This is a genomic window from Streptomyces sp. NPDC005866, from assembly GCF_040629895.1.
In the GTDB taxonomy this organism is placed as follows: domain Bacteria; phylum Actinomycetota; class Actinomycetes; order Streptomycetales; family Streptomycetaceae; genus Streptomyces.
Map to the genome: position 1 here is coordinate 78,615 of NZ_JBEXWP010000026.1, position 24,241 is coordinate 102,855.

Here is a 24,241-nt window from a genome sequence, read left to right on the forward strand (position 1 = left end):
GTACAGCTTCTTCACGGTCAGCCAGGCGAAGGCGATGACGCCGACGCAGACCAGGACCAGCAGGGTTTCGAAGAAGGTCTCCACGGGTGCTCCTTGAGCGGGGGTGGGCGTACGTACAAGAGCCGGGCCCCAGCTTACGCGGCTGGGTCCCGGGGCTCTTGGCGAGGTCAGTCGAGCAGTTCGCCCTGCAGGGTCACCGTCTGCTGGAAGGGGACGGCGAGCGCCCGGCCCTTCCTCGACTGCACGATCAGGGCGAGGGTGTCGCCGGCGGAGAGGTAGGCCTCCCGGACCTGCTCGGCGCCGTACGGCTTGACCTCGCGGATCCCGGCCGTGTGCACCCTCCTTGAGACGGGCGGCCACCGGGAAGTCCAGGTCCTGCTCGTACACGTCCGCCCCGCACCCGGTACAACGGCGCCTCGTACGACGTGGCGGGGTGCCGGGCGGCACCATCACGAGGGTGCCCGCGGTGGCGTCGTAGTCGTCCTCCCCGACCGTGAACCGGACGGATCCGGAGATGAAGTAGAAGCCCGGGTTCATTGGACGCCCGCCGCGCCTGTCGTCATTCGTTCCTTTGACGACATCAAAGACGCGGAGGCCGAAGATCGGCGGATCCAGGTTGGGCGGGGCCGGGTCGGATGGTCCGGGCACGGACGGGCCTGCCGCCGGGCGTCGCGGCGGCGAACGGGGTGAGAGTTCACCGATCCGTTCTCTGGGTCGGCCGCGACCGACGGCGGCGTGGTGCTGCGGTCCTGAGATGGGGCCGTCGGCACGGGTCGGGCAGTGGTGGACCGGTCGAGGGCTTAACCCGTTCTGTGCTCGTCTCCTCGGTCGGGTCGCCAGACGAAGCGACCAGATACCCCCTGGCAGTGAGCTCGACGGCGCCGGACGCCTCCCGGATCCTCCCCCTTTTCCCGAGCGCGGCAAAACATCGCCGGCATCCAAGGCAGGCGGGCATCGGGAACGCAATTAGCGATATACAGGACGGCGGAATGCCTGATACACCATACGGTCAGCCGTCATGGAATCAGTCGTGGGGACATAGCTTCACCAAGTAAGTCAAGACTTACCTTTAGGAAACTTTGACCGTATGGTGTGGCTCGAATCGAAGGAGCCCCCCGTTGTCGAAAATGAATGATCCCGCTGCGCCTGCGGTTGAATCGGAGCAGGATTATGTGTCCTCCTTGTATGAGTTGCTCACCGAGCGGCTTTCCGAGGCGCGATTACACCGAGCGAGTGTGCTGAAGGCCCCGGCGGACAGCACCGGCGAGGCATACGAGAGAGAAATCGCCGCCGAGCGTCTGGCCAAGGAAATCGGCCGGCTGGAGGGGGCCGAAAAGGGGCTGGTCTTCGGGCGCATCGACTGGACGGATGGCACGGCCCTGCGCATCGGGCGGATCGGACTGCATACGGAGGAGGATGACCTGCCTCTGCTCGTCGACTGGCGCGCGAACGCGGCGCGGCCCTTCTACGAGGCGACACCGGTCCACCCGATGGACTTGCGACGGCGCCGGCACCTGCGCCTCGAGGAGCGCACGGTCATCTCGGTGAGCGACGAACTGCTCGACGGGACCGCCCCGACCGACGAGGACGTCGTGGGGGACGGCCCGTTGACCGAGGCTCTGTCGGCACGGCGTACGGGCAGGATGCACGCGGCCGTCGCGACGCTGCAGGCCGAGCAGGACGAGATCGTCCGCTCCGCCCACCGCGGGGTGACCGTGGTGCAGGGCGGGCCCGGCACCGGCAAGACGGTGGTCGCCCTGCACCGGGCGGCCTATGTCCTGTACGCGTTCCCGCGCGCCGCGGAGGAGGGTGTCCTGGTGGTGGGCCCGAACGCCCGGTTCCTGGACTACATCTCCCAGGTCCTTCCCTCGCTCGGAGAGAACGACGTAGTTCTGGCGACCTGCCGGGAACTGGCCGGAGTGTCCACGGACACGGTGGACCCGTTCGATACGGCGCGTCTCAAGGGCAGCTCCGACCTCGCCGACGCCTTGGCCGGCCTGCTGCGCGTCCACCAAGCCCCCGCCGGTGACTTCACCGTGCGGGTCGGGCACGAACTGGTTCACCTCTCCGGCGAGGAAGTCGCCGCGGCACGCGACGCCGCCGTGGCAGCCGTACAGGGGCACAACCCCGCGCGCCAGGTGTTCAAAGAGCTCTTGGTCGACGCGGTCACCGACGCGATGCAACGAGACATGGGCGACCTCCTGGAGCAGATCGACGCCGATGCCGAAAGGATGACGGGCATCAACCTCGACCGGTTCACGGGAGCCGCCCAGCGCCGTGTCGAAGGTGCGGCTGACTCAGGTCCGGTCCACGAGCTGGACCTGGACGCCATCCGAGCCGATCTCCTCGATGACGCCGGCGTCGACCGAGCGGTCGAGGTGTTGTGGCCGCGGCTGGTACCCGGTGACCTCGTGAAGGCGCTCCTGACGAACGCCGACGCTCTCGCCGAGCGCCTGCCCCGCCTGACTGCGCAGGAGCGGTCCCTTCTGCTGCGCGGTCCGGACGACCCGTGGACCGATGCCGATGTGCCGTTGCTGGACGAGGCGGCGAGCCTGGTCGACGGCCCCCCCGAGCGGACGTACGGGCACGTCGTCGTCGACGAGGCGCAGGAACTGACTGCCATGCAGTGGAGGATGATCGTCCGCCGCTGCCCGGCAAAGGCGATGACGCTGGTGGGTGACTTCGCCCAGGCAGGCCCGGTCGCGACAGCACGCGACTGGAAGGGAGCACTGAGCCCCCACGTCGGACCGCGGTTCAAACTGCACAACCTGACCGTCAGCTACCGCACAACGCAGGAGATTCTGGAGAACGTCCGGGACCTGCTCACGCGGATCGCTCCGGACCAGAAGCCCACACGATCACTGCGAAGCGGTGAAAGCCCTCGCTCCGTGACCACACCTCCGGACGGGTTGGTCACCGCCGTCGTTCAGGAACTCCGCGCCCAGAGCACCGCGCACCCGGGCGAGCTTCTGGGAGTGATCTGCGCGGACACCAGGGTGAGCGAGCTGACGGCCCAGGGCATCGCTCACCACGCACGCATCGTGCCGGCGTCCGAAGCACGCGGCCTGGAATTCGACGGGGTCGTCGTCATGAACCCCGAGGAAATCATCACGGCTCGCCCCGGTGGGGAAAGGGACTTGTACGTAGCCCTGACCCGGGCCACCAAGCGCCTCTGCACAATCACCGTCCCGCCCGCCTGACGATTCGGCGCCCGCGTCGTCGCCGCGGGCGCACCCGGCGCGGTACGGACACCGGCCCGCGCGCACGGGGCTGCTCGCCGCCTCACCGCTCGTGGCCACCCCCGGCATCACGCGGCCTGGTCCGAGCCGACGACGTTCAGATCCCCTTCGCGCAGCAAGGTGAAGTCGACGTCGAGCTTCGGGGTCGACGCCTCGGGTTCGATGCCGAGTTCGTGCGTGCTGTACTCGCCGAACCGCTTGATGTGCTCGGTCAGGTACGGCGAGATGTGGGCCAGGTTCTCTGGATCGATCTCCCATCCCTCTTCCAGAAACTGGCGGACGATCTCCCAGCGAACCGCGCCCTGCGGCTTGACTCGTACGGCATCGCCGAGCGGCTCCGATCCTGGCGAGCGACCTGATCGGCCGACGGCACGCCCTGATCGGCCACGCGCCGGGGTCCCGGCAGCCCGTGAGCCGAGGGACGTAGGGCGTCAGGCCTGCACGGTGGGCCGGACGACGATCTCGCCGATGTCGATGCCGGCGGGCTGCTCGATGGCGTAACCGATCGCGGACGCGACGGCGGAGGGCGGCATGGCGATCTCGTCGCGCTGCCGGGCCAGCGCGGCCGCCGTCTCGGGGCTTCCGCCCTTGCCCACTCCCTCGGTGTCGGTGAACCCGGGCGAGACCAGGGTGACACGCAGGTCGGGCCCCGACTCCTGCCGCAGCCCCTCCGTCAGCACCTTCACCGCCGTCTTGGTGGCCGCGTAGACGCCCTGCGGGGACTTCACGACGTAGGCCGCGGTGGAGGCGACGTTGACGAACTGGCCGGAACGCTGCCGCCGGAAGACGGGAAGTGCCGCTCCGATACCGTTCAGCAGGCCGGTGATGTGCGTCGCGACCATCGCGTCCCAGTCGTCCTGGCGCAGTTCGTCGAACGGTGACACCGCCATGGTCCCGGCGTTGGAGACCAGGACATCGAGCCGGCCGAACCGGTCGACCGCCGTGTCCGTCAGGCGCCCCAGGTCCTCGCGGCGCGTCACGTCGACGACGACCCCGACGGCCGAGCCTCCCTTCGCCGTGATCTCCTCCACCACCGCGTTCAGCCGGTCCTCCCGTCGGGCCCCGAGGAAGAGCCGTGCCCCCTTCTCGGCGAGGTAGGCCGCCGTCGCGGCGCCGATGCCGCTGCTGGCACCGGTGATCGCTACGACCTTGCCCTCGATCCCTGATGACATGATCAACGCCCTTTCAAGGGGGATGTGCGCAGGTCAGACTCTGGCCTACGATGAAAGTGGAGGCGCCACCACTTACCCCAGACTAAGTGGGCACACCCCCACTTAGCAAGCGAAGGAGACCCCGGTGCGAGCCGACGCACAGCGCAACAGAGACAAGATCCTCGCGGCCGCGGTGCGCATGTTCGCCGAGGAGGGGCTGGACGTGCACCTGGAGCGCATCGCCAAGGAGGCGGGCGTGGGCAGCGCGACCCTGTACCGCAACTTCGCCACCCGGGAGGCCCTGATCGAGGCGGCCTACCGCAACGAGGTGGCCCAGCTCTGCGACGCCGTCCCCGGCCTCCTCGCGGCGAGGCCGCCCTATGAGGCCCTGCACGCCTGGACCCGCCTCTTCCTGGACTACGTCACCACGAAATACGGCATGGCCGACGCCCTGCGTGCCATCGCCGCGACGGGAAACAACCCCTACGGCCAGAGCCGGGAGATGGTCCTGGCCGCCATCACCGCGCTGATGGAACCGTGTGTGGCCGACGGGACGATCCGCACGGACATCAGCCCCGCCGACGTGTTCACCGCCCTCGAAGGCATCGCCCTCACCTCGGCGAGGCCCGAACAACGGGAAAGGGCCGAGCGCCTGCTCGACCTCACGCTGGACGGACTGAAGGTCAGCCCCGCTTGACTCCGTCTACGAAGGCCGCCCAGGCGGAGGCCTCGAAGAGGAGGGCTCCGCGGTCTTGGGCCTTGCTGTCACGTACGGGGACGAGGGAGGGGAGGCCGGGGGCGACTTCGAGGCAGTTGCCGCCAGCTGTGTTGCTGTAGCTGCTCTTGCGCCAGGTGACGGTACGGAGGAGGTCGTCGGAGACTTCGATGCACTGGCCGCCGTCGGAGTTGCTGTAGCTGCTCTTGCGCCACATGAGATTGCTCAAGTCGATGGCTCGCACGGAACTTCCTCCAACATACGCAAGATGAACGTCTGCGACTCGGCTGGGCTCAGCGCCAGGTCACGTACTGCATCATAAGTGCGGTGGAGGTGCTCAACCCTGCTTGTTTCCTCGACCAGTTCGCCCCGTACGTCGTTTTCGGCATAAGCAACCGCACGGCCGTCGAGCAGCCGCAGGAACATCACATCGGTGCTTGCAAGGCCGTGCAGACCAGTCCCGAACGGCAGCACGTGCAGCGTGATGTGCGGGCGGTCTGCCGCTGCCACCAGGTACTCCAGTTGCTCGCGCCACTCCCCCTGGTCGCGTAGCGAGTTACGCAGCACCGCCTCCGAGAGGATGACGCGAAACGGCGGGGCGTCGTCGCCTTCAAGCACCGCCTGTCGTCCGATGCGGGCAACGACCTGCTGCTCCAGTTCCTCGTCCTTCAGGCCGCCCGCTGCGAGCGCCTCACGCACATACGCCGGGGTCTGAAGCATTCCTGGTGGACGGCTCACCGCGTAGTGCCACAGGCTGGCCGCCTCCGCCTCCAGCACCATGTACCGCCGATACTGCTCCTTGAACTGCGACGGATCCCCAACCGCCAGTTCCCACAAAGCCAGCAACAACCCCGGCGTCCCGTAGTACTGATCCAACGCCTCGACGATCTCCGGGCTCCCCAAACTGCGCCCGCTCTCCATCTTGCCGAAATTGGAGGCGTCCCAGCCCAGTTCCTCGGCCAGCTCCCTCAAGCTCACCCCCTTCTCCGCCCTCAGATGCCGCAACTCCTCCGCGAACCGTTGCCTGGGCTCCTGACTACGCCCCGTCACCACCCGCCTCTGCGGCACCGCACCCCTCCCTGGTACGCCATGGAATTTGTGGAATTAGCGCCGCCAGACGGGGAAGAACCGCTCGCCACCGGCGTGCCGACCCCACCTCCGGGCCATCCTCGTAGCAGCCTCGATACCCAGAGTAGTCCAACTCACGCATTTCGTATAGATGTTGGACGAAAGGAGCGAATGCCATGGAGCCCGGAACCCTGCTGTACGACACCGCCACCGACCAGGTCGGCGAGTACCGGGACCAGTCGGGGCCGTACGCGATGCTGCGTCCCGTCGGCGGCGGCAGAGAGTGGCAGGCCGATCCGGCGGCGCTACGGCCCGCTACGGACAGAGAGCGGATCAGTGCCGGCGTACGCGCGGCGAACGACCGCAGTACATGGGCCGTACCGCCGTCCCCCGACGATCTGAGCCGCCCGCCCCGGCCCGTCCCCGGCTGCGCCGAGTGCGCGGATCTCGGCGCGCGCCGGGAGACCGCCCTGGCCACCCATGACCACAGCGCGGCCACCGACGCGAACGTGCTGCTGCGTCTCCACCAGCGCGCGGAGCACCAGCCATGACCCGCCGTGTCCTCCGGTACGTGCCGTACGTGATCGTGCAGGACGCGAGCGCCGCGCCGGAGTACGCGGCGCGGTGTGTGTCGGGGGACGACGAGGACTGCGGGGCCGAGTCGGGGGTGCGCGGACACCCGGCGGAGGTGGAGGAGTGGCAGCGCAGGCACACCCAGGAGACCCGGCACACGCGGTATCGCCGGATCTTCGCGGACTACGCGGTGCTGACCCCGGCATAGCCGGCGCCGGCCGGATTACGCTGCACGCATGGCGAAGAAGCTCGTGATCAAGGTGACGGCGGGGGCGGACGCCCCGGAGCGGTGCTCGCAGGCGTTCACGGTGGCGGCGGTGGCCGTGGCCAGTGGCGTCGAGGTGTCGATGTGGCTGACCGGTGAGTCCGCGTGGTTCGCGTTGCCGGGGAGGGCCGCCGAGTTCGAGTTGCCGCATGCCGCTCCGCTGCCGGACCTGGTCGACTCGATCCTGGCGGGCGGCACGCTCACGCTCTGTACGCAGTGCGCGGCCCGCCGGGACATCACGGAGAAGGACGTCATCGAGGGCGTACGGATCGCGGGGGCGCAGGTCTTCGTGCAGGAGGCGATGGCGGACGGGACGCAGGCGCTCGTCTACTAGGGCGTGTCCTAGCCGCGCGGGGATCCCGCGTCGTCGTAGTGCTGCCGTGCCGCCTCGACGTGGTCGAGGTTGGCGGTGGCCCACTCGGCGAGGTGGGCGAAGAGCGGGGCCAGGGTGCCGCCGAGGTCGCTGATCTCGTACTCGACGCGCGGCGGCACCTCGGGGTGGTAGGTGCGCACGACCAGGCCGTCGCGCTCCAACTGGCGCAGCCGCTGGGTGAGCACCTTCGGCGTGATGCCCTTGATGCGGCGCTCCAGCTGGACGAACCGCTGGCGGCCGAAGGTGTGCAGCGACCAGAGGATCGGTGTGGTCCACCGGCTGAACACGATGTCCACGACCGGGGAGACCGGGCAGGCCAGCTCGGGGTCGGACAGGGCGTCGGGCCCCGGCCGTCGCGTCTCGGTCGTCATGAGCCACACCCCTCTGAGATAGTCACTTTCCTCTAGGTACCTACTATACCGACGCTGTTAGCGTCGCTGTCATCGCGAAAAACCACCGGAAATACGGGAGTTGGCATGATCGTGGTGACGGGTGCGACCGGGAACGTGGGTCGGTCGCTGGTGGCGGCCCTGGCGGAGGCCGGGGAACGGGTGGCGGCGGTGTCGCGGGGGATCGCCCCCGTGGACCTGCCGAGCGGGGGCGTACATGTGCGGGCCGACCTGGCCGAGCCGGAGAGTCTGCGGCCCGCGCTCGACGGTGCCGAGGCGCTGTTCCTGCACGACGGCGGCACGGGCGGACACGGGCTCGACGCGGGGGCCGTGCTGGCGGCGGCCAGGGATGCGGGGGTGGGTCGGGTGGTGCTGCTCTCCTCGCAGGGCGTGGTGACCAGGCCGGAGTCGCCCTCGCACGGCGGGGCGATGCGGGCGATCGAGGACGCCGTGCGCGGGTCGGGCCTGGCCTGGACGATCCTCAGGTCCGGCGGCTTCGCGTCCAACGCCTACGCCTGGGCGGAGTCGGTGCGCGCCGAGCGGACCGTCGCCGCGCCGTTCGGTGACGTCGGGATGCCGGTGATCGATCCTGCGGACCTCGCGGAGGTCGCCGCCGTGGCCCTGCGCAAGGACGAACACAGGGGCCGGATCTACGAGTTGAACGGGCCGGCGGCCGTCACGCCCCGGCAGCAGGCGGAGGCCATCGGTGCGGCCCTCGGTGAGCCGGTGCGGTTCGTGGAGCTGACCCGAGCCGAGGCGTACGCCCGGATGACCGCGTTCATGCCGGAGCCGGTGGTGGAGACGACGCTGGCCGTCCTCGGCGAGCCCAACGCCGGCGAGCTGCGGCTCAGCCCGGACGTCGAGGCGGTCCTCGGGCGTCCGCCCCGGACCTTCGCGGAGTGGGCCCGGCGCAACGTCGAAGCGTTCCGGTAGGAGCCGGGAAGGTCACGGGCACGTCAGGGGTCAGGACCGGGGGCGCTTCTTCCCGTCCAGTTCGTCCCACCACTCGTCGGACTTGGGGTCGCCGGAGGGGTCGTCCCACCAGCGGTCGTCGGGGCCCCGGCGGTTGGCGACCATCGCGGCGACGGGTGGGATGACCATGGCCACCACGCACATCCCCACGGCGGCGGGGACGGACCAGATGCGCACGACTCCCCAGGCCAGGACGAAGAGACCGATGCAGATCCCCATCATGACGAAGTACACGCGACGGCGCCGTGCCAGCATGACTCCAGGGTAGGTCCGGTGTCCGGACACGGCGAAGGGCCGCACCTCAGGTCTTCGACCCGGGAGGTGCGGCCCTCGCGTCCAGCTGGTCAGACCGCGATCGCGACCTCGGCCAGGCCGCCCTGCTGGGCGACGACCGTGCGGTCGGCGGTGGCGCCGGGGACGAGGGCGCGGACGGTCCAGGTGCCCTCCGCCGCGTAGAAGCGGAACTGTCCGGTGGCGGAGGTGGGGACCTCCGCGGTGAACTCGCCGGTCGAGTCCAGGAGGCGGACGTAGCCCGTCACCGGCTCGCCGTCGCGGGTCAGATGACCCTGGATCGTGGTCTCACCGGGCTTGATCGTCGAGGGGTCCGGGCCGCCGGCCTTCGCTCCACACATGTCGTACTCCTGTTGAGGTCTTGAAAGGTCGGTCTGGGGGCCTTGCCGGGGGTTCTACTTGGCGGCGCCGAGCTCGATCGGGACGCCGACGAGGCTGCCGTACTCGGTCCACGAGCCGTCGTAGTTCTTGACGTTCTCGACACCGAGCAGCTCGTGCAGGACGAACCAGGTCAGCGCCGAGCGCTCGCCGATACGGCAGTAGGCGATGGTGTCCTTGGCGAGGTCCACCTGCTCGTCGGTGTAGAGCTCCTTGAGCTCGTCGTCCGACTTGAAGGTGCCGTCGTCGTTGGCGTTCTTCGACCACGGGATGTTGCGGGCGGTCGGGATGTGGCCCGGGCGCTGCGACTGCTCCTGCGGCAGGTGGGCCGGGGCGAGCAGCTTGCCGGAGAACTCGTCGGGCGAACGCACGTCGACCAGGTTCTGCGCGCCGATCGCGGCGACGGCGTCGTCACGGAAGGCACGGATGGCGGTGTTCTGCGGCTTGGCCGTGTAGGTGGTCTCGGGGCGCTCCGGGACCTCCTCGACCAGCTCGCGGGCGTCCAGCTCCCACTTCTTGCGGCCGCCGTCGAGAAGCTTGACGTTCTCGTGGCCGTACAGCTTGAAGTACCAGTAGGCGTAGGACGCGAACCAGTTGTTGTTGCCGCCGTACAGGATCACCAGCGTGTCGTTGGCGATGCCCTTCGCCGACAGGAGCTTCTCGAAGCCCTCCTGGTCGATGAAGTCGCGGCGGACCGGGTCCTGCAGGTCCTTGGTCCAGTCGATGCGGATCGCGTTCCTGATGTGGTTCTTCTCGTAGGCGGACGTGTCCTCGTCCACCTCCACGATCGCGATGTTCGGGTTGTCCAGGTTGTCCTGGACCCAGTCGGCGTCGACCAGGACGTCGCTGCGGCTCATGCTCTTTCTCCTCCGGGCAGGTGCGGCGGGGCGTGCGAGTGCGGGTGGTGCGCTAAGGCGCGCACGGAAGCCCTCGGCGTGGGAGGGCGGGGGATGCGGAGGCAAGGGGCCTCCACCGTCAGAAGGGGCGACAGAGCATGGCGGCGACGCGGCACAGGTCGACTGCCCGCCGCTTCGTGAGATCCGCCTGACGCTTCATGGGCTCGATCGTAGGGACGGATAACCGGGCATGTCACCGGCATGTCGCATGGTGAGACGCCAGCGTCCGAATGTTGGGACGGGGTGGGGGTCCGGGGCATGTTCAGGCCGCGGACGCCCCTCCGTATCCGTTGTCACATCTACGGTACGGACGCCGCCGTCTCGACTGATGGACCGGGCCCGTCGGCCACCGCCGTGGCGCCTTCTACCCGGCCAGCCTGACGTTCGAACCCTTCACCCCGATCTCCACACCGTCCTGCACAGCCTGCACCTTGTCCAGCCGGACACCGCCGGGAAGCTGGTTGATCGCCTGCCGGAAGTCGGAGGCCTCGCGGAAGCGGCCCTCGAGGACGCTGGCCCCGGCGAGCTTGGGGAGGTTGTCGGCGTGCACCTGCACGGCGTTGTCCTTGACGGCGACCGTGCTGAGGACGGTGACCTTCTGGTGGGTGTTCACTCCAGGGACGGTGACGTCGAGGCTGACCTTGATCTTGCCGTTGCCGCCGTCACCGAGACCGACGACCCGGCCGGTGAAGCCGAGGCCGAGGTCGGCCGGCTGCGTGTTCACGTTCTTCAGCAGCTCGCTGTAGGAGATGAGCGCGGTGCCGGTGGCGGTCTGCGCGGTGGCGGAGCTGTAGTCGCCGTTGAAGTTGACGCCCTTCATGTCGGCGTGCAGGTTCTCGATACGGATCGTCTTGCCGGCCGTTCCGGTGGTGGCGTCGTAGTCCTTGATGCCGACCGCCACGTCGTCCAGCGTGCCGCCGGCGACCTGGGTGAGGAACGGAAAGCCCTTGATGGAGACGTCGGGGGTGCTCGCGAGGCCCTCGGTCGTCTTCAGCCTGCCGGCGGCCTGGCCCTCGGCGAAGTGCACGGCGACGCGGTCGACGACCACGAAGAGCACACCGAGGATGACGACGACGATCAGGAATATTCGCAGGGCGCGCATGTGATGGGTTCCCCCGGGTCGCGAGTCGGCTGTGCACGTCGGTGATCTCACGCTAGCCCCGCGGGAGCGGACCCACCGGAGATTGTCGAGCACCTGTGACAGTGGAGGCGGCCTCGCGCCCTTGACGGGGTGCCGAGATCAACGCCCCAGGATCCACACCGCCGGTGCCGCCGCGGCCAGTGGCAACGCCACGCCCGCCGTGAAGTGGACGAACTTCGACGGGTAGTCATAGCTCGCCACCCGGTGACCGACCAGCGCGCACACCGCGGCCGCCGCTCCGATCAGCGCGCCCCTCGTGCCCACCCCGGTCATGCCGCCCACCGCGATGCCCGCCCCGGCCGCGGCCAGCACCGACACGATCACCGACGCCGCCGTCGGCAGCGGCAGCGCCCTCGCCACCACGGCCACCGCGACCGCCGCCGCGCCCACCGACACCGCGTCCGGGGCCGCGCCCAGGTAGCCGGTCGCGATGATCGCCAGTGCGGAGGAGGCGACCGTGGCCATCAGGCCGTACATGCGGGTGTCGGGGTCCGCGTGCGAGCGGAGCTGGAGGACCAGGGACAGCAGCACCCACACACCCAGCGGGCCGAGGATCGCCGCCGGGGCCTGGTCACGGCCCGCCACCAGTACCGCGACGTCCGCCGACAGCCCGCCCAGAAAGGCGAGAGCGATGCCCTGACGGGCCGGCCACATGCCGTTCAGACGGAACCAGCCCGCCGCCGTCACCGCCTGGACGACAACCAGGGGGACCACCAGGGCGTACGGGGAGACCGGGGCCGTCGCCGCCAGCAGCACGCCCAGCAGACCCGTGAGCAGCGCGGGCTGCATCCCCGGTTCGATGACCGGCGAGCGGCCCTCCAGGCGGGCCCGCTGCGCGTCCGTGATGCGCGCGTTGCCGGCGAGGGTCGCGGGACCGTAGCCGGAACCGGGACCAGCGGGCGTGGGCGCCCGGGGCGGTGTGTGCGACCGGGGCGCGTGCGTCGCCTGCTGTGCCTGCCGCGGCTGCTGCCTGTACGTCGGCTGCTGTCCCTGCGGCTGCTGTCCCTGCGGCTGCTGCGGGTAAGTCGGCTGCTGCGCGTACGTCTGCTGGGGCATGTACGCCGTCTCCGCCGCCGACGTCTGCGGCTGCGCCGCCTGCACCGGCGCGTGCGTCTGCGTCTCCCACGTCTGCCCCTGCCACTGCTGCGTGGCGTGCTGCTGCTCGTCGTACCCCCATTGCTGGGGTTGCTGCTGGTACGGGTCGTAGCCCTCGTACGGCTGGTTGGTCATCGGTCTCGCTCACCCTCCTGCGAACGGCGGGAGCACCTCGACCGTGCCGCCCTCGGCCAGCCGTACCGTCTCATGCTCGCGCGTCCCCACGGGGTCACCGTCGACGAGGAAGGAGCATCGCCGCAGGACGCGCGCGAGTTCCCCGGGGTGTCGCGTGCGTACCGCGTCCAGCGCCTGGGCGAGGGTGTCCGCGTCGTACGGCTCCTCGGCGATCCCGGCCGCGGCCTTCGCGGCGGCCCAGTAGCGCAGCGTGACCTTGGGCATCAGGTTCCTCAAGAGACTCGGTCAGTCGGCTGTGTAACTGTGTGGCTTGTAGCTGTGTACAGGGTCAGGCTAGCCCGCCCGGGAGGCCGCCCAGTCGCCGATCCTGGCCAGCAGCCGGTCGTCGGCGGCGTGTTCGGCGTGGCCCATGCCGGGCTCCAGCCAGAGCTCGGCGGCGCCACCGGCGGCGGCCGCCAGCATCCGGGGGTGGTCGACCGGGAAGTAGCCGTCGCTTTCGCCGTGCACGATCAGCAGCGGGGTGGGGGCGATCTTGGGCACCGCCTCCACCGGGGACAGCGGCACCGGGTCCCAGTCGCGGTAGTGGATACGGGTGCGGAGGCCGTAGCGGCTGACCAGGCGGCCCTCGGGTCTGGTGACCAGCCAGTGCACGCGGCGCATGGGGGCGGTGCCTCGGTAGTACCAGCGGGCGGGGGACGACACGGAGACCACGGCGTCCACTCCCGGGTTCAGCGCCGCGTGCCGCAGCACCACCGAGCCGCCCATGGAGAAGCCGACGGTCACCACGCGCGTGTGCCCGAAGCGGCGCGCCCACCGCACCGCCGCCACCAGGTCGAGGACCTCGCGGTCGCCGACCGTGGTGCGGCCGCCGGAGCGGCCGTGGCCCCGGAAGGAGAAGCTGACCACCGGGGCGTAGTGCCGCAGGGCGGTCACCACCCGCCGTACGTGTGGCCGGTCCACGTCGCCCGTGAAACCGTGGGCCATGACGAACACCAGATCACGGGAAGGTGGCCGGGAGCCGTCGTATACAACGGAGGCGGGATCGTATACGGAATCGATGGAAACCCCGTCGTCCGTGCACAGAAACGTCCGCATAGAGGCGTTTCTGGTCGTCTCATATGTCGGACGAACGGCGGAACGTGCCACATGACCTGCCGGACCGATGCTCATGTCGGCTATTCTGCTGGGCAGAGGACTCGGGCAGCGCCGCCACCGGGTCCTTTTGTGCTTTCGGAAGCGTTGTATACGAAGCGGGAAACTCCAGGTGACCGCGGGTGTATGGAGCGTCGGGAGCGCAGCGCAGTGTCATTGCACACAGTCCTCGCAGGGACCGAGGAGGAACCAGACGTATGAGTTCTCTGCTGCTCCTGACCAACGCCCTCCAGCCGTCGACGGAGGTGTTGCCGGCCCTCGGCCTGCTCCTGCACAACGTGCGGGTCGCCCCGGCCGAGGGCCCCGCCCTCGTCGACACCCCGGGCGCCGACGTCATCCTGATCGACGGCCGCCGCGACCTCCCGCAGGTGCGCAGCCTCTGCCAGCTGCTGCGGTCGACCGGCCCCGGCTGTCCACTGATCCTGGTCGTCACCGAGGGCGGGCTCGCCGCCGTCACCGCCGACTGGGGCATCGACGACGTACTCCTCGACACCGCCGGCCCGGCCGAGGTCGAGGCACGACTGCGCCTCGCCATGGGGCGCCAGCAGATCGTCAACGACGACTCCCCCATGGAGATCCGCAACGGCGACCTGTCGGTCGACGAGGCGACGTACAGCGCGAAGCTCAAGGGACGGGTCCTCGACCTCACCTTCAAGGAGTTCGAGCTCCTGAAATACCTGGCCCAGCACCCCGGCCGGGTGTTCACACGCGCACAGCTGCTCCAGGAGGTCTGGGGGTACGACTACTTCGGCGGCACCCGGACCGTCGATGTGCACGTACGGCGGCTGCGCGCCAAGCTCGGCGTGGAGCACGAGTCCTTGATCGGAACCGTCCGGAACGTCGGTTATCGATTCGTTACCCCGGAGAAGGGCGAGCGGGGCGAGCGGATCAGCGACGAGGCCAGGGCGCGGGCGGAGGGGCCAAAGCCGGAGGATGCGGACGCTTCAGCGGCCCCGGGCGCGGTCGAGGTGACGACGGAGGCGTAGTGGTCGTCCGGGCGAGGCATGGCCGCCGCCCGGACGGGGCATTGCTTCCGCAAGCGAAGCTTCGATATGCCCTGCCCAGCGCGGGTCCATCCGCGTAGACTCCGCGCGTGGCCAAGGTGACTCGGGATGATGTGGCGCGGCTGGCGGGGACTTCGACCGCCGTGGTCAGCTATGTCATCAACAACGGACCCCGGCCGGTCGCACCGGCCACGCGCGAGCGTGTCCTCGCCGCGATCAAGGAACTGGGGTACCGGCCCGACCGGGTGGCCCAGGCCATGGCGTCCCGGCGCACGGACCTCCTGGGCCTGATCATCCCGGACGCCCGTCAGCCCTTCTTCGGCGAGATGGCGCACGCGGTGGAGCAGGCCGCGTCCGAGCGCGGAAAAATGGTGCTGGTCGGCAACACCGACTACGTCAGCGAGCGCGAGGTCCACTATCTGCGCGCGTTCCTCGGGATGCGGGTCTCGGGCCTCATCCTCGTCTCACACGCTCTGAACGATCTGGCCGCCGCCGAGATCGACGCCTGGGACGCCCGGGTGGTGCTGCTGCACGAGCGGCCGGAGGCGATCGACGACGTGGCGGTGGTGACGGACGACCTGGGCGGCGCCCAGCTCGCCGTCCGGCATCTGCTGGAGCACGGCTACGAGTACGTGGCCTGTATGGGCGGTACGGCGGACACCCCGGCCGTCGGCGACCCGGTCTCCGACCACGTCGAGGGCTGGAAGCGGGCCATGGCCGAGGCGGGCCTGACCACGGAGGGCCGGCTGTTCGAGGCGCCGTACAACCGGTACGACGCGTACCGGGTGGCCCTGGAGGTGCTCGCCCGCCCCGACCGGCCGCCGGCGGTCTTCTGCTCCACCGACGACCAGGCGATCGGCCTGCTGCGGGCGGCCCGTGAGCTGCGCATCGACGTGCCCGGGGAGCTGGCGGTGGCCGGCTTCGACGACATCAAGGAGGCGGCGCTGGCGGACCCGCCGCTGACGACGATCGCCTCGGACCGGCCGGCGATGGCGCGGGCGGCGGTGGACCTGGTGCTGGACGACGGGCTGCGGGTGGCCGGTTCGCGGAGGGAGCGTCTGAAGACGTTTCCATCCCGGCTGGTGGTGCGGGGTTCCTGCGGGTGCGGCTGATTTCTTCGCCCGCGGGTTCGTAGTGGTTGCTCGCCCCCCTTCAGGGGGGCGGGGAACTGTGCGAACGGCCCCCCGGGCCGCACCCACAGGAGAGCGTTGGCCAGCCTTTATGAACCCTTTCTGAGAACCCCGCACGACCAGCGAGAACCGTCCTTATATCGGGCAAACGAGCTTCTCGCGCCGTTCTCAGCTGACCCTCAGGAAGCTCTCATGGTCACGGGACAAGCTATGTGTCATGACCGAGAGCCTCCGCAGCAGCGGCGAGCACGAGAACCCCCAGGGTCCCCACGGTGACGCCTACCAGGGCGCGTACCCCCAGCAGCAGCACGCCTCCACCCCCGTGAACCCGGAGTGGCCGCCCCCGCCGGCCCACCAGCCGACGCAGCAGGCCGCCCAGCCGGTCACCGTGGAGCCGGAAACCGCGCAGCTCCCGGAGTACACGGCGGGGCCGCCGCAGCACCCGGCGGAGCACCCGGGGCACGCGGAGCACTCGGCCCACGCCAAGCAGAAGCGCACCCGGGGCCCGATAGTCCTTCTCGCCGCGGTCGCGATCGTCGCGGCCGCCGTCGGCGGCGGCACGGCATACGCCTTCCAGGAACTGACCGGCAAGGACACCACGGTCTCCAGCAGCACGACCACCAATGTGGTGCCCTCCAGCAAGAAGGGCAACGTCGCCGCGATCGCCGCGGCCGTCAGCCCCAGCGTCGTGGAGGTCAACGCGACCCTCGCCAACGGCACGTCCACCGGCTCTGGTGTGGTCATCACCGGCGACGGCGAGATCGTCACCAACAACCACGTGGTCTCCGGCGCCCAGTCGATCAAGGTCAGGACCAGCAACGGCAAGTCGTACACCGCGAAGGTCGTCGGCACCGACAGCTCCAAGGACCTCGCCCTCCTCAAGCTCCAGAACGCCTCCGGCCTCAGGCCCGCGACCCTCGGCAACTCCGCCGGCGTCCAGGTCGGTGACACGGTTGTGGCGATCGGCTCCCCCGAGGGCCTGACCGGCACCGTCACCAGCGGCATCATCTCCGCGCTGAGCCGGGACGTGACCGTCTCCACCGACGAGAGCCAGGGGCAGGGCCAGGGCGGCGGTAGCGGGCAGTGGCCGTTCCAGTTCGGCGGCCGGCAGTTCAACGGCGACACCGGCTCGTCCACCACGACCTACAAGGCGCTCCAGACCGACGCCTCGCTGAACCCCGGCAACTCCGGCGGCGCGCTGATCGACGCCGGCGGCAATGTCATCGGCATCAACTCGGCGATGTACTCGGCCAGTTCGGGCTCCTCCTCGTCCTCCGCGGACGCGGGCAGCGTCGGCCTCGGCTTCGCCATCCCCATCAACACCGTCAAGTCCGACCTGGCCAAGCTGCGGGCGGGCTCCACCAGCTGAACCACCTGGCACCAGAGTTAGGGAGTACGTCATGAACAAGCAGATCTCGCAGGTCTCGCAGGTCTCGCAGGTCTCGAAGGTCTCGAAGGTTTCGCACCCGACGGCCGCCGACGGTCCGGCCGGTATCAGCCTGGCCCTCGCCGTGGCGTACGAACTGCACGCACCGACCGCTGCGCCGGTGGCCCCGGCCCAGCGCGCCCCGGAGGTAGCGCCGGCCCCGCAGCTGATGGGCCTGCGCACCTCCGCGGCCCGCACGCACCAGCGCAAGGTGCCGCTGAGCCGTATGACGCTGGTACGCGGCTGATCCGCCGCCCGGCCCACCAGCGTGCTCACCCGACAGCCCCGAAACATGCGAGGCTGAGAAGCGACCCCGACCACGACCACCGCAACCCGAGGAACCGCGAGCGATGAGCCCCGCCGAAGGCGACCGTGACCCCCAGCGCATCCTGATCGTCGACGACGAACCGGCCGTACGCGAAGCCCTCCAGCGCAGCCTCGCCTTCGACGGGTACGAGACCGAGGTCGCGGTCGACGGGGCGGACGCGCTGGAGAAGGCCACGGCCTACAAGCCGGACCTGATCGTCCTCGACATCCAGATGCCCCGGATGGACGGCATGACCGCGGCCCGCCGCATCCGCGGGGCCGGCGACACGACCCCGATCCTCATGCTGACGGCCCGCGACACGGTCGGTGACCGGGTCACGGGACTGGACGCGGGGGCCGACGACTACCTGGTCAAGCCGTTCGAACTCGACGAACTCTTCGCCCGCATCCGCGCGCTGCTGCGCCGCAGCTCCTACGCGGGCACGGTGGGCGACGGGGGCCAGGAGGACGAGGCACTGACCTTCGCCGACCTGCGCATGGACCTGGCGACACGCGAGGTCACGCGGGCCGGCCGCCAGGTGGAGCTGACCCGCACCGAGTTCACGCTCCTGGAGATGTTCATGGCCCACCCGCGCCAGGTCCTCACCCGCGAGCAGATCCTCAAGGCCGTCTGGGGCTTCGACTTCGAGCCCTCCTCGAACTCCCTCGACGTGTACGTCATGTACCTCCGCCGCAAGACCGAGGCCGGCGGCGAACCGCGCCTCGTCCACACCGTGCGCGGGGTCGGGTACGTCATGCGCCAGGGCGGCGCCGAGTGAACAAGCTCGCCCGCCGCTTCCGCACCCTCCCGATCCGCGCCCGCCTGTCGATACTGGTCGCGGCCGCGGTGGCGTTCGCGGTGGCGGCGGTGTCGGTGACTTGCTGGTTCATTGTGCAGGGGAAGCTGTACGGCGAGATCAACAACGACCTGACGACGAGCTCCCCCCGGCAGATGCCGTACTCGCAGGTGCAGTCGACGCTGGAGACCTGTCCCCAGACGCCGACGACGGGCTACGGCTTCGGCCCGCGTTTCAAGGGCTACGCCCAGCTGGTCAAGTCCGACGGGACGGCCTGTCTCATGAACAATTCCGCAGCCCTGGTGAAGGTCGGCGCAAGCGACAAGTCGTATGCGTCGAACCCGGACCCCAGCAAAGGGATTCTGCGCAACGGCACCGACCAGGACGGCAACCCGGTACGCATCCTCACCACTGCCGCCATCGTCAACACCGGTGACTTCGCCAGCAAGGCGATGGTCAAGAACACCGCTCTGATGGTCGCTGTCCCCCTCAACGGCACCCAGTCGACCCTCAATGAACTGGCCCTGCTGCTCCTCCTCGTCTCCGGCGTAGGAGTCATCGGCGCCGGAGCCGCCGGGCTCGCGGTCGCCCGCGCCGGTCTTCGCCCTGTCGACAAACTCACCGAAGCCGTGGAACACGTCGCCCGCACCGAAGACCTGACCATCCGGATCCCGGTGGAGAACGAGGCGGACGACGAGATTGCCCGTCTCTCCCGCTCCTTCAACAGCATGACCACGTCCCTCGCCAGCTCCCGCGAGCTGCAACAGCAACTCATCGCGGACGCGGGTCATGAACTCCGTACGCCGTTGACCTCCTTGCGGACGAACATCGAACTCCTCACCCGAAGCGAGGAGACGGGCCGCCCCATCCCCCCGGCCGACCGCAAGGCGCTGCTCGACTCCGTGAAGGCGCAGATGACGGAGCTGGCGTCGCTGATCGGCGATCTCCAGGAGCTGTCCCGCTCGGAGGGCCAGCGCGGCGAACGCGTGCAGGTGGTCGCCCTCCAGGACACGGTCGAGGCGGCCCTGCGCCGGGCCCGTCTGCGCGGCCCGGAGCTGACCATCAACGCGGATGTCCAGCCGTGGTTCGTGCGCGCGGAGCCCTCCGCCCTGGAGCGGGCGATCGTCAACGTCCTGGACAACGCGGTGAAGTTCAGCCCGGAGGGCGGCACGATCGAGGTCGCCCTGGACGAAGGCGTCCTCACGGTCCGCGACCATGGTCCCGGCATCCCGGAGGAGGAACTCCCGCACGTCTTCGACCGCTTCTGGCGCTCCCCGAGCGCGAGGGCCCTGCCGGGCTCAGGCCTGGGCCTGTCCATCGTGGCCCGCACGGTGCAGGAAGTCGGCGGCGAGGTGACTCTGGCCCGCGCGAACGGCGGCGGCACGGTGGCGACGGTACGGCTGCCGGGCGCGCCCGTTGCTCCTCCAGAGGCACCGTAGGCGGCTCGAATCCAAGCTTCGGGCGGCCTTTGGGCGAGTGGCTCCGTGGCATCCGGCCACGGGGCCTCCGCGAAAATCCGTTGGCGGACGACGGCGACCACTGCTACTTTTCCGGAGGCCGTGCGAGAGAACGAGGAGGTGGTACCTGTGAACGCAGTATCGACATGGGTGCTCCCCTCCGGGGTCACGGTCGGGCGCTAGGTCGTCCGGGAGCGCCGTTCAAGCGCACTCCCGAAAGGCACGACCATGCAATTCACTTCCGAACAGCGCCTCGACGACGGCGTCCTCGAGCGCGAATTCACCCTCGGCGAGATCCCCGGCACCCTGTGGACGCCTGAATCCGCCACACCGGCCCCGCTGATCCTGATGGCCCACAACAACGGCCTGCCCAAGACGGAACCCCGGCTGGTGGCCCGGGCCCGGTACACCGCGGCGCGCGGCTACGCGGTGGCCACCATCGACGCCGCCGGGTGCGGTGACCGGCCCCGTTCCGCCGCCGACGAGCAGGCCCGCGCCGACATCCGCCGGGCGATGCAGGCCGGCGAGCCGGTCGACGAGATCTTCGAGTCCTTCATCGGCCCGCTGGTCGAAAACGCGGTCCCGGAGTGGCGGACCACCCTGGACGCCCTCCTTGAGTTGCCCGAAATCGGCGACCGGGTCGGGTACTCCGGGTGGATGGCCCTCGGCATTGGGCTGGCGGCGGTCGACCCGCGCATCGCCGCCGCCGGCTTCTTCGCCGGGGGTTACGTGCCCCTCGCCCAGCGCGAGGAGGCCCGGCAGGTCACCGTTCCGCTGCTGCTCCTGCTGCAGTGGGACGACGAAGGGAACCCCCGGCAGCGGGCCCTGGACCTGTTCGACGCATTCGGCAGCAAGGAGAAGACGCTGCACGCCAATCCGGGCGGGCACACCGGCACCCCGTGGTTCGAGGTGGAGGACGGGGGCCGGTTCTTCGGCCGGCACCTGAAGTGAGGCCGGACCGTCAGGCCGGCAGCAGACGGTAGGCGCTGCCGGCCAGGCCGCCGCTCATCGAGGACAGGCCCGGCCCACCTCGATGACGGCGGCCGGCGGATACACAACCGCCGATCGCGGCGGCACCGCCCATCGGCGGTACCGGCCGGTCGGGGCGGCGCGTCTCCGGATTGACGTAACCGGATGGCCGTCCCCGCGGACCGGAATCCGTCGACTTCAACCCTTAGCGGCAACCCTCCCCGCTCCCACGGCAACTCCAAGGTGCCACCTTCGAAGAAACGCAGTAGAACACGGGGCGGGTTCCGGTTCCGCGAGTTCCGACCGACCGCACCTCACCGACGCCCAGGCGGCCCAGCAGGAGGTCGTCGACTGGCTCGGGGACTGGACGCCGTCCGCCTCCTGACCTGCCGTCGAGGACCACAGCGAGGCGGCTTACGCTCTCCCCAGTCGCGCACCCGTTCGGTGCGTTTGGGGAGGGGTCCGGGACATGGACGAGGGTGGACTCGACCGGGAGTACCGGAAGCGGCGGAGGCTGCCCGCGGCGGAGGTGCTCTTCCTGGGGGCGATACTGGCAAACGCCCTCTTCCGAACCGTCCTCGACGGTCGGGACGGCGGCAGGGACTGGTGGTGGTCGGTCGTCCTCTCGCTGCTGATCGTCGTGGGACTGGGGCGGACCCTGCTGGCGCAGTACCGGGCCTACACCAGGGTCACGGCGGCCGGGATCACCGCGCGGGGACCGGTACGGACCCGCACCTGGGCCTGGTCCGAGTTGTACGACATCCGGGTCGAGCAGGGTCCGCGCGGGTCCAGGCCGGGCGACCCCCAGTGGCTCAGCTACCTGTACGACTTCAACGGCCGCCGCTTCCTGCTTCCGCACCTGGACGACCGGCAGTTGGCCGACCCCTACGCCGAGGTCTCGGAGCTGTGCCTCGCCGCCGCCCCGCAGCGCAGCCTCGACTGGGAGCGGCGCCCGGACGTCGAGGAGCGGATCCTGCGGGGGGCCGTGCGGCGCAAGGCGTGGGCATGGGGGGTGCTCGGGGCCATGGCGATGATGGTGTTGATGATCGTGGGGCCCCTGACGCTGCTGACCGTAGGGTGGGCGGCCGATCCCCTCCTGCTGATCGTCTCCGTGCCGCTGGCCTCGGGCGTCGTCCTCAGCCTCCTACTCCAGTGGTACTGGAGCGCCCGGCCGCCACGCTCCCTGACCCGGCAGCCCCACTGACGTCACAGCAACCGGACCGCGGGCCCGGAGCGTGCACCGCGGGGGCCGGGCCCTGGATCTGACCATGCTGGACAGCTGGACATCATGTACGTGCGGCGGAAACTGGAGAGCCGCGGCGAACCGCGGCTGACGGGATACGCGCTCAGGAGCGCCGCTACCACCTGAGGATCATCGTCTCGTCCGGCACCGGCGCCGGTTCCGCCGCGATCGCCTCCGGGAGGGGGTGGGCCAGGCCGGCGTACGCGCCGTTGCGGGCGAGCAGTTCGGGATGTGTGCCGGACTCGACCAGGCGGCCGCGGTCGACGACCAGGATGCGGTCGGCGTCGGGGGCGAGGGTGAGGTCGTGCGTGATCATGACGGTCGTACGGCCCGCCATGAGCTTGCGCAGTGGGGCCACCACCTGGCGGGCGGCGATCGCGTCGAGGCCCGCCGTCGGCTCGTCGAGGACGAGGACCGGGGCGGCGCGCAGCATCGCGCGGGCGATGGCGATCCGTTGCAGCTGACCGCCGGAGAGGGCGGCCGTGCCGGGGGCGATGTGGGTGTCGTAGCCCTCGGGGAGCGTGGTGATGAAGGCGTGGGCGGCGGCGTCCCGGGCCGCCTGCTCGATCTCGCCGTCCGTGGCGCCCGGCCTGCCGCACTCGATGTTGTCGCGGACCGTGCCGTTGAGGATCAGCGTCTGCTGCGGGAGCAGGGCCACGTTCTCGCGGAGGAACTCCAGGGGTACGTCGGTGAGCGGGACGCCGTCCAGGCAGATCACGCCGGCCGAGGGGTCGTAGAAGCGGGTGAGGAGCTTGGAGAGGGTGGATTTGCCGGCGCCGCTCGCGCCGGTGATGAGGACCAGTTCGCCGGGGGCAGCCGTGAGGCAGACGTCGCGGAGAGAGGCGCGGCGCGATTCGGGGTAGCGGAAGGAGACGTTGTGGAAGCTGACCCAGCCGCGCACCGGCCAGGGGCCGACCGGTTGGGCGGCGTCGGTGACGGCGGGTTCGGCGTCCAGGATCTCGCCGATGCGCTCCGCGCCGGCGGTCGCGGCGGTGAGGGTGAGGCCGAGCTGGCCGAGGTTGCGGATCGGCGGGTAGAGGTAGCCGAGGAAGGCGGCGAAGGCGAGCAGCTGGCCGAGGGTCATCCGGCCGGCGGAGATCTCCCAGACGCCCAGGCCGATCACTGAGAGGACGCAGAGCGTCTCGACGACCTCGACGAACTGCGCGTACATCTCGCTGAGCCGCGCGCCGCGCACGCTCGCCCGCATCCAGGCGCGGGCCTCGACGTCGAGGCGCTTCTCCTCGTCCCGGCGGCGGTTGTAGGCCTGGGTGAGGACGACGTTCCGGAGGGCCTCCTCCACCACGGAGGTGATCGCGCCGTCGGCGACCCGTTCGTCCTGGGAGGCCGTCTTGATACGGCCGGAGAAGCGTCGGGCGGCGAACAGGAACAGGGGCGCGAGGACGAAGGTGGCCAGGGCCAGGTCCCAGCGCAGCCAGCAGGCGGCGGCCGCGTAGAAGACGGCGGAGAAGGCGGCGGCGACGGTGCCGACGACGCCTGACACGACCATCTGCTCGATGGCCTCGACGTCACCGGTGAGGCGTTCCACCAGGTCGCCCTGGCGGTGCCGCTGGAAGAAGTGCGGGGGCAGGTCCTGGATGTGCCGGAAGACCTTGGCGCGCAGCCGCAGGACGAATCTCTCGGCGGTCCAGGTGGCCAGTGAGTTCCCGAAGTAGCCGACGAGCGCGCCGAGTGCGGCGACGCCCAGCCAGGCGCCGGCCGGGCCCCAGAAGGCGGACAGCGAACCGGCCTTGAGGGCGTTGTCGGTGAGGTCGGCGAAGAGCAGGATGGCGGCGGTCTCGGCGAGCGCGGACACCACCACGCAGGCGATGATCGCGCCGAGCCACTTGCGGTCGCCGCGGGTCAGCGGCCAGAAGCGGCGGAAGGCCACACGGGCTTCTCTCATGGTCGACAACTCCCTTCAGAGGTATCGGGTGGGGTGCGGGCATGGCGGAGGCGGGGCCACCGGTGCGATCACGCTCAACCGGTGACCCCGCCTCGCCAGGGGGGCCGTCTGGATCAGGCCGGCAGTGAGGAACAGTTCCTCTTGAAATTACCTGTGAATTGATTTGAATTACT

At 70.0% G+C, this 24,241-nt stretch carries 29 protein-coding genes and 2 pseudogenes; 15 read left to right on the forward strand and 16 right to left on the reverse strand.

The window, feature by feature from the left end; all coding sequences use genetic code 11:
• Positions 1-167: 167 nt before the first annotated feature.
• Positions 168-338, reverse strand: a complete 171-nt coding sequence (locus ABZ396_RS31670) for a hypothetical protein (protein WP_358918742.1) — start codon at positions 336-338, stop codon at positions 168-170.
• 91 nt (positions 339-429) lie between these two features.
• Positions 430-534: pseudogene (locus tag ABZ396_RS31675) on the reverse strand (cupin domain-containing protein); the annotation flags it as partial.
• Between the two features lie 638 nt (positions 535-1,172).
• On the opposite strand from ABZ396_RS31675, the gene ABZ396_RS31680 reads away from it, so the two are divergent.
• Complete coding sequence (locus ABZ396_RS31680) at positions 1,173-3,200, forward strand: ATP-dependent DNA helicase (RefSeq protein ID WP_358918606.1); 2,028 nt, start codon at positions 1,173-1,175, stop codon at positions 3,198-3,200.
• Between the two features lie 107 nt (positions 3,201-3,307).
• On the opposite strand, the gene ABZ396_RS31685 is transcribed toward ABZ396_RS31680, so the two are convergent.
• Together ABZ396_RS31685 and ABZ396_RS31690 are read right to left on the reverse strand one after the other, a co-directional pair.
• The gene (locus ABZ396_RS31685) at positions 3,308-3,523 is read right to left on the reverse strand and encodes a Tn3 family transposase (RefSeq protein WP_358918735.1); all 216 of its coding nucleotides are present in this window, start codon (positions 3,521-3,523) and stop codon (positions 3,308-3,310) included.
• Between the two features lie 147 nt (positions 3,524-3,670).
• The gene (locus ABZ396_RS31690) at positions 3,671-4,411 is read right to left on the reverse strand and encodes an SDR family oxidoreductase (RefSeq protein WP_358918604.1); all 741 of its coding nucleotides are present in this window, start codon (positions 4,409-4,411) and stop codon (positions 3,671-3,673) included.
• Between the two features lie 124 nt (positions 4,412-4,535).
• Here ABZ396_RS31690 and ABZ396_RS31695 point away from each other — a divergent pair, with 124 nt between their 5' ends.
• Entirely contained in the window at positions 4,536-5,087 is a 552-nt protein-coding gene (locus ABZ396_RS31695) for a helix-turn-helix domain-containing protein (RefSeq protein ID WP_358918603.1), read from the forward strand.
• Here ABZ396_RS31695 and ABZ396_RS31700 read toward each other — a convergent pair.
• Together ABZ396_RS31700 and ABZ396_RS31705 are read right to left on the reverse strand one after the other, a co-directional pair.
• Positions 5,074-5,349, reverse strand: a complete 276-nt coding sequence (locus ABZ396_RS31700; RefSeq protein WP_358918601.1) for a DUF397 domain-containing protein — start codon at positions 5,347-5,349, stop codon at positions 5,074-5,076. The two genes, ABZ396_RS31695 and ABZ396_RS31700, sit on opposite strands and share 14 nt — an antisense overlap.
• On the reverse strand, positions 5,331-6,173 hold the full coding sequence (locus ABZ396_RS31705) for a helix-turn-helix transcriptional regulator (protein WP_358918600.1): 843 nt from the start codon (positions 6,171-6,173) through the stop codon (positions 5,331-5,333). The genes ABZ396_RS31700 and ABZ396_RS31705 overlap by 19 nt, the downstream gene beginning before the upstream one ends.
• A gap of 176 nt (positions 6,174-6,349) precedes the next feature.
• Between ABZ396_RS31705 and ABZ396_RS31710 the strand changes: the two genes are divergently transcribed.
• From ABZ396_RS31710 to ABZ396_RS31720, 3 genes are read left to right on the forward strand one after another with little or no spacing between them, the layout of a single operon-like run.
• A complete protein-coding gene (locus tag ABZ396_RS31710; RefSeq protein WP_358918598.1) occupies positions 6,350-6,724 on the forward strand; it encodes a hypothetical protein in 375 nt (124 codons plus the stop codon).
• On the forward strand, positions 6,721-6,954 hold the full coding sequence (locus tag ABZ396_RS31715) for a hypothetical protein (RefSeq protein ID WP_358918596.1): 234 nt from the start codon (positions 6,721-6,723) through the stop codon (positions 6,952-6,954). Before ABZ396_RS31710 ends, ABZ396_RS31715 begins: the two co-directional genes overlap by 4 nt.
• Before the next feature lie 28 nt (positions 6,955-6,982).
• Positions 6,983-7,345 carry a DsrE family protein gene (locus tag ABZ396_RS31720; protein WP_351703417.1) on the forward strand — a complete coding sequence of 121 codons (363 nt, stop codon included), beginning with the start codon at positions 6,983-6,985 and terminating at the stop codon, positions 7,343-7,345.
• An 8-nt stretch (positions 7,346-7,353) separates the two neighbouring features.
• Here the strand turns inward: ABZ396_RS31720 and ABZ396_RS31725 are convergent, their stop codons facing one another.
• Positions 7,354-7,755 (reverse strand): helix-turn-helix domain-containing protein, encoded by a 402-nt coding sequence (locus ABZ396_RS31725; RefSeq protein ID WP_358918594.1) that lies wholly within the window; start codon positions 7,753-7,755, stop codon positions 7,354-7,356.
• 105 nt (positions 7,756-7,860) lie between these two features.
• Between ABZ396_RS31725 and ABZ396_RS31730 the strand changes: the two genes are divergently transcribed.
• A complete protein-coding gene (locus tag ABZ396_RS31730; protein ID WP_358918592.1) occupies positions 7,861-8,706 on the forward strand; it encodes an NAD(P)H-binding protein in 846 nt (281 codons plus the stop codon).
• A 30-nt stretch (positions 8,707-8,736) separates the two neighbouring features.
• On the opposite strand, the gene ABZ396_RS31735 is transcribed toward ABZ396_RS31730, so the two are convergent.
• The 8 genes from ABZ396_RS31735 to ABZ396_RS31770 all read right to left on the reverse strand — a co-directional run bounded on the left by ABZ396_RS31735 (position 8,737) and on the right by ABZ396_RS31770 (position 13,851).
• Complete coding sequence (locus ABZ396_RS31735) at positions 8,737-9,000, reverse strand: DUF3099 domain-containing protein (RefSeq protein WP_351328377.1); 264 nt, start codon at positions 8,998-9,000, stop codon at positions 8,737-8,739.
• A gap of 89 nt (positions 9,001-9,089) precedes the next feature.
• Positions 9,090-9,377 (reverse strand): DUF1416 domain-containing protein, encoded by a 288-nt coding sequence (locus ABZ396_RS31740; protein WP_358918590.1) that lies wholly within the window; start codon positions 9,375-9,377, stop codon positions 9,090-9,092.
• 54 nt (positions 9,378-9,431) lie between these two features.
• Positions 9,432-10,271, reverse strand: a complete 840-nt coding sequence (locus ABZ396_RS31745; RefSeq protein ID WP_358918589.1) for a sulfurtransferase — start codon at positions 10,269-10,271, stop codon at positions 9,432-9,434.
• Between the two features lie 118 nt (positions 10,272-10,389).
• On the reverse strand, positions 10,390-10,470 hold the full coding sequence (locus tag ABZ396_RS31750) for an Ms5788A family Cys-rich leader peptide (protein ID WP_350751515.1): 81 nt from the start codon (positions 10,468-10,470) through the stop codon (positions 10,390-10,392).
• Positions 10,471-10,674: 204 nt separating this feature from the next.
• Positions 10,675-11,412, reverse strand: coding sequence for a DUF2993 domain-containing protein (locus tag ABZ396_RS31755; RefSeq protein WP_358918587.1), 738 nt, complete (start codon positions 11,410-11,412; stop codon positions 10,675-10,677).
• A 138-nt stretch (positions 11,413-11,550) separates the two neighbouring features.
• Entirely contained in the window at positions 11,551-12,681 is a 1,131-nt protein-coding gene (locus tag ABZ396_RS31760) for a hypothetical protein (protein ID WP_358918585.1), read from the reverse strand.
• 9 nt (positions 12,682-12,690) lie between these two features.
• Positions 12,691-12,945, reverse strand: a complete 255-nt coding sequence (locus tag ABZ396_RS31765; protein ID WP_358918583.1) for a MoaD/ThiS family protein — start codon at positions 12,943-12,945, stop codon at positions 12,691-12,693.
• Positions 12,946-13,014: 69 nt separating this feature from the next.
• Complete coding sequence (locus ABZ396_RS31770; protein WP_358918582.1) at positions 13,015-13,851, reverse strand: alpha/beta fold hydrolase; 837 nt, start codon at positions 13,849-13,851, stop codon at positions 13,015-13,017.
• A gap of 179 nt (positions 13,852-14,030) precedes the next feature.
• Here ABZ396_RS31770 and ABZ396_RS31775 point away from each other — a divergent pair, with 179 nt between their 5' ends.
• The 9 genes and pseudogenes from ABZ396_RS31775 (at position 14,031) to ABZ396_RS31815 (ending at position 22,126) form a co-directional block, all read left to right on the forward strand.
• Complete coding sequence (locus ABZ396_RS31775; protein ID WP_358918580.1) at positions 14,031-14,819, forward strand: response regulator transcription factor; 789 nt, start codon at positions 14,031-14,033, stop codon at positions 14,817-14,819.
• Positions 14,820-14,926: 107 nt separating this feature from the next.
• Positions 14,927-15,949, forward strand: a complete 1,023-nt coding sequence (locus ABZ396_RS31780; protein ID WP_358918578.1) for a LacI family DNA-binding transcriptional regulator — start codon at positions 14,927-14,929, stop codon at positions 15,947-15,949.
• Positions 15,950-16,184: 235 nt separating this feature from the next.
• Positions 16,185-17,336 (forward strand): trypsin-like peptidase domain-containing protein, encoded by a 1,152-nt coding sequence (locus tag ABZ396_RS31785; protein WP_358918576.1) that lies wholly within the window; start codon positions 16,185-16,187, stop codon positions 17,334-17,336.
• Between the two features lie 31 nt (positions 17,337-17,367).
• Positions 17,368-17,640, forward strand: a complete 273-nt coding sequence (locus tag ABZ396_RS31790; RefSeq protein WP_358918574.1) for a hypothetical protein — start codon at positions 17,368-17,370, stop codon at positions 17,638-17,640.
• 103 nt (positions 17,641-17,743) lie between these two features.
• The gene (locus ABZ396_RS31795; protein WP_358918572.1) at positions 17,744-18,478 is read left to right on the forward strand and encodes a response regulator transcription factor; all 735 of its coding nucleotides are present in this window, start codon (positions 17,744-17,746) and stop codon (positions 18,476-18,478) included.
• Entirely contained in the window at positions 18,475-19,935 is a 1,461-nt protein-coding gene (locus ABZ396_RS31800) for a HAMP domain-containing sensor histidine kinase (RefSeq protein WP_358918570.1), read from the forward strand. The genes ABZ396_RS31795 and ABZ396_RS31800 overlap by 4 nt, the downstream gene beginning before the upstream one ends.
• A 246-nt stretch (positions 19,936-20,181) precedes the next feature.
• Positions 20,182-20,904, forward strand: coding sequence for an alpha/beta hydrolase (locus tag ABZ396_RS31805; protein ID WP_358918568.1), 723 nt, complete (start codon positions 20,182-20,184; stop codon positions 20,902-20,904).
• Positions 20,905-21,196: 292 nt separating this feature from the next.
• Positions 21,197-21,307: pseudogene (locus tag ABZ396_RS31810) on the forward strand (pectin esterase); the annotation flags it as partial.
• An 84-nt stretch (positions 21,308-21,391) separates the two neighbouring features.
• The gene (locus ABZ396_RS31815; RefSeq protein WP_358918566.1) at positions 21,392-22,126 is read left to right on the forward strand and encodes a PH domain-containing protein; all 735 of its coding nucleotides are present in this window, start codon (positions 21,392-21,394) and stop codon (positions 22,124-22,126) included.
• Between the two features lie 154 nt (positions 22,127-22,280).
• On the opposite strand, the gene ABZ396_RS31820 is transcribed toward ABZ396_RS31815, so the two are convergent.
• The gene (locus ABZ396_RS31820) at positions 22,281-24,068 is read right to left on the reverse strand and encodes an ABC transporter ATP-binding protein (protein WP_358918564.1); all 1,788 of its coding nucleotides are present in this window, start codon (positions 24,066-24,068) and stop codon (positions 22,281-22,283) included.
• Positions 24,069-24,241: the final 173 nt, after the last annotated feature.

What these genes read in the sequence shown, in the direction of transcription:
- ABZ396_RS31750 (WP_350751515.1), bottom strand. Translation starts at nt 10,470, where the DNA reads ATGAAGCGTCAGGCGGATCTCACGAAGCGGCGGGCAGTCGACCTGTGC.
- ABZ396_RS31755 (WP_358918587.1), bottom strand. Translation starts at nt 11,412, where the DNA reads ATGCGCGCCCTGCGAATATTCCTGATCGTCGTCGTCATCCTCGGTGTG.
- ABZ396_RS31690 (WP_358918604.1), bottom strand. Translation starts at nt 4,411, where the DNA reads ATGTCATCAGGGATCGAGGGCAAGGTCGTAGCGATCACCGGTGCCAGC.
- ABZ396_RS31720 (WP_351703417.1), top strand. Translation starts at nt 6,983, where the DNA reads ATGGCGAAGAAGCTCGTGATCAAGGTGACGGCGGGGGCGGACGCCCCG.
- ABZ396_RS31745 (WP_358918589.1), bottom strand. Translation starts at nt 10,271, where the DNA reads ATGAGCCGCAGCGACGTCCTGGTCGACGCCGACTGGGTCCAGGACAAC.
- ABZ396_RS31795 (WP_358918572.1), top strand. Translation starts at nt 17,744, where the DNA reads ATGAGCCCCGCCGAAGGCGACCGTGACCCCCAGCGCATCCTGATCGTC.
- ABZ396_RS31725 (WP_358918594.1), bottom strand. Translation starts at nt 7,755, where the DNA reads ATGACGACCGAGACGCGACGGCCGGGGCCCGACGCCCTGTCCGACCCC.
- ABZ396_RS31710 (WP_358918598.1), top strand. Translation starts at nt 6,350, where the DNA reads ATGGAGCCCGGAACCCTGCTGTACGACACCGCCACCGACCAGGTCGGC.
- ABZ396_RS31775 (WP_358918580.1), top strand. Translation starts at nt 14,031, where the DNA reads ATGAGTTCTCTGCTGCTCCTGACCAACGCCCTCCAGCCGTCGACGGAG.
- ABZ396_RS31735 (WP_351328377.1), bottom strand. Translation starts at nt 9,000, where the DNA reads ATGCTGGCACGGCGCCGTCGCGTGTACTTCGTCATGATGGGGATCTGC.
- ABZ396_RS31730 (WP_358918592.1), top strand. Translation starts at nt 7,861, where the DNA reads ATGATCGTGGTGACGGGTGCGACCGGGAACGTGGGTCGGTCGCTGGTG.
- ABZ396_RS31715 (WP_358918596.1), top strand. Translation starts at nt 6,721, where the DNA reads ATGACCCGCCGTGTCCTCCGGTACGTGCCGTACGTGATCGTGCAGGAC.
- ABZ396_RS31760 (WP_358918585.1), bottom strand. Translation starts at nt 12,681, where the DNA reads ATGACCAACCAGCCGTACGAGGGCTACGACCCGTACCAGCAGCAACCC.
- ABZ396_RS31790 (WP_358918574.1), top strand. Translation starts at nt 17,368, where the DNA reads ATGAACAAGCAGATCTCGCAGGTCTCGCAGGTCTCGCAGGTCTCGAAG.
- ABZ396_RS31815 (WP_358918566.1), top strand. Translation starts at nt 21,392, where the DNA reads ATGGACGAGGGTGGACTCGACCGGGAGTACCGGAAGCGGCGGAGGCTG.
- ABZ396_RS31785 (WP_358918576.1), top strand. Translation starts at nt 16,185, where the DNA reads ATGACCGAGAGCCTCCGCAGCAGCGGCGAGCACGAGAACCCCCAGGGT.
- ABZ396_RS31820 (WP_358918564.1), bottom strand. Translation starts at nt 24,068, where the DNA reads ATGAGAGAAGCCCGTGTGGCCTTCCGCCGCTTCTGGCCGCTGACCCGC.
- ABZ396_RS31765 (WP_358918583.1), bottom strand. Translation starts at nt 12,945, where the DNA reads ATGCCCAAGGTCACGCTGCGCTACTGGGCCGCCGCGAAGGCCGCGGCC.
- ABZ396_RS31805 (WP_358918568.1), top strand. Translation starts at nt 20,182, where the DNA reads ATGCAATTCACTTCCGAACAGCGCCTCGACGACGGCGTCCTCGAGCGC.
- ABZ396_RS31740 (WP_358918590.1), bottom strand. Translation starts at nt 9,377, where the DNA reads ATGTGTGGAGCGAAGGCCGGCGGCCCGGACCCCTCGACGATCAAGCCC.
- ABZ396_RS31770 (WP_358918582.1), bottom strand. Translation starts at nt 13,851, where the DNA reads ATGAGCATCGGTCCGGCAGGTCATGTGGCACGTTCCGCCGTTCGTCCG.